Here is a 5,436-nt window from a genome sequence, read left to right as displayed (position 1 = left end):
GTTTGCGCCCTCGCGCGGCGTTGGTTCGGGTGTTACGGGTGGTGCTGGGGACTACGGGCTTACTGGTTGAAGGTGTCGCTCTTGACGTCGACCCACTTGCCGCCCTCGACCTTGTAGACCGTGAGCTGCTTGTTGGTGGTGTCGCCGTACTCGTCGAAGGCGACCTTGCCGGTCACGCCCTCGAAGGAGACCTTGCCGAGCGCCTCGACGACCTTGGCGCGGGCGTCGGTGGGCAGCTTGCCGCCGTTGGCGGCGACGGCGGCCTTGACGGCCTGGATGACGGCCCAGCCGGCGTCGTAGGAGTAGCCACCGTAGGCGGCGTACGGGTCCTTGTAACCCTCGGCCTTGTAGTCCTCGATGAACTTCTTGGCGGTGTCCAGCTTCTCGACCGGGTAGCCGATGGAGGTGGCGAGGTCGCCCTCGTTGGCCTCACCGGAGGCGCTGATGAAGGCCGGGTCCTGGATGCCGTCGCCGCCCATGAGGGGGACGACTGCGCCGGTCTTCTTGATCTGGTCGGCGAGCAGGCCGCCCTCGGGGTACTGGCCGCCGAAGTAGACGGAGTCGGCGCCGGAGGACTTGACCTTGTCGGCGGTGGAGGAGAAGTCGGTCTCCTTCACGGTGACGTGGTCGGTACCGACGACCTCGCCGCCGAGCTTCTTGAACTCGTCGGCGAAGATGGCGGCGAGGCCGGCGCCGTAGGTCTGCTTGTCGTCGACGATGAAGACCTTCTTCTTGCCGGCGTCCTTGAAGAGGTACTGGGCGGCGAACTTGCCCTGCACGACGTCGGTGGCGGCGGTGCGGAAGTAGGTCTTGAAGCCGCGCTTGAACTCGCCCTTGCCCCAGTTGTCGCCCTGGCTGAGCGCGGGGTTGGTGTTGGCGGGCGAGACCTGCGCCAGGTTGGCGGAGGCGAAGACGCCCTGCATCTGCTGGGCGACGCCGGAGTTCAGCGGGCCGACGACGCCGAGGACGTCCTTGTTGCCGACGAGCTTGGTGGCGTTGGCCTGGCCGGAGGCGGGGACCGCCTGGTCGTCGAGGGCCTCGACCTTGAACTCGATGCCCGGGACCTCGTTGTTCTTGTTGGCCGTCTTGGCCGCGAGGTCGACGGAGTTCTTGATGCCCTGGCCGAGCGCGGAGAGCGAGCCCGTGAGCGGGGCGTCCACACCGATGACGACGGTGGTCTTCTTGCCGCCGCCGTTGTCCTTGGAGTCTCCGCCGTCGCGCGATCCGCAAGCGGTGAGGGTCAGTGCTCCCGTGGTGATCACGGTGGTGAGGACGAGCAAAGAACGGTGTCGCACGATTCTTCCTTTCCCTGGCGCGGCTCTCTCGTGGAGAGGTGCCGTTAGGTCGCCGGGCCGCACTGGGAGGTCCACGGCCGTGCTGATTCGCGCTCTGAGGCGCGGTGACTGGCCGTGACTCTAGGCCCGAGGTGGCGAGCACCGGGAGGCGGGAAAGGAGGATGTGACGCTCTTGTTATGCCAAGGCCAAGAATGTGTGGCGGGAGTGTGGACAAAACGGACATTCTATGACGGTGAATGGTGTCCGCATCCTGAGAATTACCTGTTCCTCTAAGGGGCTTGAGGCCTTCATGCACCTGTCTTAGATCAAATTCAGCCGAATGTGGCGGTGCGTGTCCGAAAGAATCCTCCGGGTGGTGATTCTCAGAGGAAAAGACGGATTGCGTACGGCATGTGAAATTACTCAGAGTAATGAAACGCCCTGCGCGCCCCGGCGCGATGGATCTTGCCGAGGTCGTCGGCACGGCCTCCGACCTGCGGTTCGGTCGTACGCGGGGATCTGCCCGGAAGCCGGACAGTGCACTCGGGAATGCGGTGACCCCGGTCACGTCGGGGGTCGCCAGTTCTCCGAACTGGCGGTCGCGCCGTCCGTCTCGGCGCAGCGCCGGGCCGTGAACCGGTCGATCAGCTCAAGTGCCTTGTCCCGCCCGGCAGTTCGCTCCTCGGCGCGGCCGGCGGCGACCGCTTCCTCGTGGATCGCGTACTGGGCGTTCGACAGGCCCTTCTGCTCCCAGTCGAGGCCGGACCACTTGGTGCCCAGGAGGGTCTCCTTCGCCCAGTAGGACACGAGGCTCGTGCACACCTGTACGGGCGTCGAGGGGGCGGCGGAGGGCTCGGCCGACGGGCTGCCGGAGTCCGCCGCGGAGGGTGGTGCGGAGGGCGTGCATCCGGACAGGGCGAGCGCCGCGAGGAGGATGTGGGCGGCGTACCGGGCCGTGCGTGGCATGGTCCCCATGAGGGGAAGGTAGGTGGTCACCATCGGTGACACAACAGATGTCACCGCGAAGCGTGCGGACTGGCGGATTCCGGGCGGTTGGCGGGCGCGGACCGGTCCGACGACGACGCGGGCCCGGATCCGCCGCCGGGTGCGGGGCGGGGATCCGGGCCCGTGGGCGGGGCGGCGGCCGTCTGCTGTGCTCCGGCCCGTGGCCGGACGCCGGAGCCCGGCGGTATGGCCGGATCGGCGCGTCAGGGCGTCCGCGGGGGCCGGGTCAGGCTCCTGCGGGGGCCCCGTCGGAGGCTGCGCCGGCGGCCTCGCCGACGTCGCGCAGCAGGCAGGTGAGGCGGGCGGTGCAGATCCGCTTGTCCTGCTCGTCGGTGATGACGATCTCGAAGGTGGTCGTCGAGCGGCCGCGGTGCACGGGGGTGGCGACGCCGGTGACGATGCCGGTGCGGGCGCCCCGGTGGTGGGTGCAGTTCAGGTCCACGCCGACGGCGATCTTGTTGATGCCGCCGTGCATCATGGCGCCGATCGAGCCGAGGGTCTCGGCGAGTACGGCGGAGGCGCCGCCGTGCAGCAGGCCGTAGGGCTGGGTGTTGCCCTTGACCGGCATGGTGCCGACGACGCGGTCGGCCGAGGCCTCCAGGATGCGGATGTCCATCCGCTCGCCGAGGTCTCCCGCGGAGAACAGGGCGGGGAGGTCGATGCCCAGGGCCGCGTACTCGTCGAGGACCTCCTGCGGGAACTTCACTGCGTGCTGCTCGCCCATGGTCAGGCTCCGTTCGTCAACGCTCGTTAACCATCTTGTCCTGGGGTCGTTCTATCAGGCCGGTTCGAAGCGCACGACGACGGACTTGCTGGCCGGGGTATTGCTGGTGTCGGCGGTCGAGTCCAGCGGGACCAGCACGTTGGTCTCCGGGTAGTACGCGGCCGCGCAGCCGCGTGCGGTCGGGTAGTGCACGACGCGGAAGCCGGGCGCGCGCCGCTCCACGCCGTCCTTCCACTCGCTCACCAGGTCCGTGTACGAGCCGTCGGCCAGGCCCAGCTCGGCGGCGTCGGCGGGGTTGACCATGACGACGCGGCGGCCGCCGGTGATGCCGCGGTAGCGGTCGTCGAGGCCGTAGATCGTGGTGTTGTACTGGTCGTGGCTGCGCAGGGTCTGCAGCAGCAGCCGTCCCGCCGGGACGCGCGGGTATTCCACGGGCGCGGCGGTGAAGTTGGCCTTGCCGGTTTTGGTCGGGAAGCGGCGCTCGTCGCGCGGGGCGTGCGGGAGCTGGAATCCGCCGGGGCGGGCCACCTTGGCGTTGAAGTCCTCGAAGCCGGGGATCACGCGGGAGATCCGCTCGCGGATGGTGGCGTAGTCCCGCTCGAACTCCTCCCACGGGGTGGTGGAGGCCGCGCCGAGGACCGCGCGGGCCATCCGGGCCACGATCGCGGGCTCGGAGAGCAGCCGGGGGCCGGCGGGGGCGAGGTTGCCGCGGGAGGCGTGCACCATGCCCATGGAGTCCTCGACGGTCACGAACTGCTTGCCGCTCTCCTGGACGTCCTTGTCGGTGCGGCCGAGGGTGGGCAGGATCAGGGCGCGCCGGCCGGTGACCGCGTGGGAGCGGTTGAGCTTGGTGGAGACGTGGACGGTGAGGGAGGCCTTGCGGATGGCGGCCTCGGTGACCTCGGTGTCGGGGGTGGCGCCGACGAAGTTGCCGCCCATGGCGAAGAGGACCTTCGCCCTGCCGTCGCGCAGCGCCTGGATGGAGCGGACCACGTCGTAGCCGTGCCCGCGGGGCGAGGTGATGCCGAATTCCTTGTCGAGGGCGTCGAGGAACGCGGGCGCGGGACGCTCGAAGATCCCCATGGTGCGGTCGCCCTGCACGTTGGAGTGGCCGCGGACGGGGCAGACGCCGGCGCCGGGGCGGCCGATGTTGCCGCGCAGCAGGAGGAGGTTGACGACCTCGCGGATGGTGGCGACGGCGTGCTTGTGCTGGGTGAGGCCCATGGCCCAGCAGACGATGGTGCGCTTCGAGGCCAGGACCATGGCCAGCGCCTGCTCGATCTCGGGGCGGGTCAGGCCGGTCGCGGTGAGGGTCTCGTCCCAGTCGGCTTCCTTCGCGGCGGCCGCGAGCTCCTCGTAGCCGTGGGTGTGCTCGCGGATGAAGGCCTCGTCGGTGGCGCCCTCGGTCTCGATGACGAGCTTGTTGAGGAGGCGGAAGAGGGCCTGGTCGCCGCCGATGCGGATCTGCAGGAAGAGGTCGTTGAGGGCGGTGCCCCTGAGCATGCCGACCGGGGTCTGCGGGTTCTTGAACCGCTCCATCCCGGCCTCGGGCAGCGGGTTCACCGAGATGATCTGCGCGCCGGCGGACTTGGCCTTCTCCAGGGCGGAGAGCATGCGCGGGTGGTTGGTGCCCGGGTTCTGTCCGGCGACGATGATCAGGTCGGCCTGGTGGAGGTCTTCGAGGGAGACGCTGCCCTTGCCGATGCCGATGGTCTCCGTCAGCGCGGAGCCCGAGGACTCGTGGCACATGTTGGAGCAGTCGGGCAGGTTGTTGGTGCCGAACTCGCGGGCGAAGAGCTGGAAGAGGAACGCGGCCTCGTTGCTGGTGCGGCCCGAGGTGTAGAAGAGGGCCTCGTCGGGGGAGTCGAGGGCGGTGAGCTCCTCGGCGATGATCGCGAAGGCCCGCTCCCAGCTGACCGGTTCGTAGCGGTCGCCGCCGTCGGGTGCGGATCCGGTCTCCAGGAGCACGGGCTGGGTGATGCGGCCCTGCTGGCCCAGCCAGTAGCCGGAGCGCGTGGCCAGGTCGGCGAGCGGGTGCGCGGCGAAGAACTCGGGGGTGACCCGGCGCAGCGTGGCCTCCTCCGCGACGGCCTTGGCGCCGTTCTCGCAGAATTCGGCGGTGTGCCGCTTGTCGCCCTCGGGCCAGGCGCAGCCGGGGCAGTCGAAGCCGTCCTTCTGGTTGACCTTGAGCAGCGTGCGGGCGGTGCGGGCCAGGCCCATCTGCTGCTGCGCGATCTTCAGGGTGTGGCCGATGGCGGGCAGGCCGGCGGCCGCGTGCTTGGGCGGCGTGACCTGCGGTGCGTCCTGTATCGGGTCACCTGTGGGCGGCTTGGTCGCCATGGCGCTCCCCTTCGAGCGTATGTACGGATGCAGCATGTATTGCCGCTTCCTCCGATCCTTTCACGGCCGCCGGGGGGCCGGGAGGGCGGACC

Annotated in this window: 4 protein-coding genes; all 4 read right to left on the bottom strand. The window is 69.5% G+C overall.

All coding sequences use genetic code 11. From position 1 onward, the window contains the following. Positions 1 to 59: 59 nt before the first annotated feature. Positions 60 to 1,295, bottom strand: a complete 1,236-nt coding sequence (locus ACWGE1_RS39875) for a branched-chain amino acid ABC transporter substrate-binding protein (RefSeq protein ID WP_453425365.1) — start codon at positions 1,293 to 1,295, stop codon at positions 60 to 62. A gap of 544 nt (positions 1,296 to 1,839) precedes the next feature. Beyond that, the gene (locus tag ACWGE1_RS39870) at positions 1,840 to 2,250 is read right to left on the bottom strand and encodes a hypothetical protein (protein ID WP_453425364.1); all 411 of its coding nucleotides are present in this window, start codon (positions 2,248 to 2,250) and stop codon (positions 1,840 to 1,842) included. Positions 2,251 to 2,506: 256 nt separating this feature from the next. Then, positions 2,507 to 3,004, bottom strand: coding sequence for a PaaI family thioesterase (locus ACWGE1_RS39865; protein ID WP_453425363.1), 498 nt, complete (start codon positions 3,002 to 3,004; stop codon positions 2,507 to 2,509). 54 nt (positions 3,005 to 3,058) lie between these two features. Continuing rightward, entirely contained in the window at positions 3,059 to 5,344 is a 2,286-nt protein-coding gene (locus ACWGE1_RS39860) for an FdhF/YdeP family oxidoreductase (RefSeq protein ID WP_453425362.1), read from the bottom strand. Between the last annotated feature and the right edge of the window lie 92 nt (positions 5,345 to 5,436).

The sequence above is a fragment of the Streptomyces sp. NPDC054932 genome, assembly GCF_053610205.1.
Note: the sequence above shows the minus strand (reverse complement) of the source record. Positions and strands in the feature narration are given on the sequence as shown.

Excerpts from the sequence above, each read along its gene's own strand:
- ACWGE1_RS39865 (WP_453425363.1), bottom strand. The coding sequence starts at position 3,004 with ATGGGCGAGCAGCACGCAGTGAAGTTCCCGCAGGAGGTCCTCGACGAG.
- ACWGE1_RS39870 (WP_453425364.1), bottom strand. The coding sequence starts at position 2,250 with ATGGGGACCATGCCACGCACGGCCCGGTACGCCGCCCACATCCTCCTC.
- ACWGE1_RS39860 (WP_453425362.1), bottom strand. The coding sequence starts at position 5,344 with ATGGCGACCAAGCCGCCCACAGGTGACCCGATACAGGACGCACCGCAG.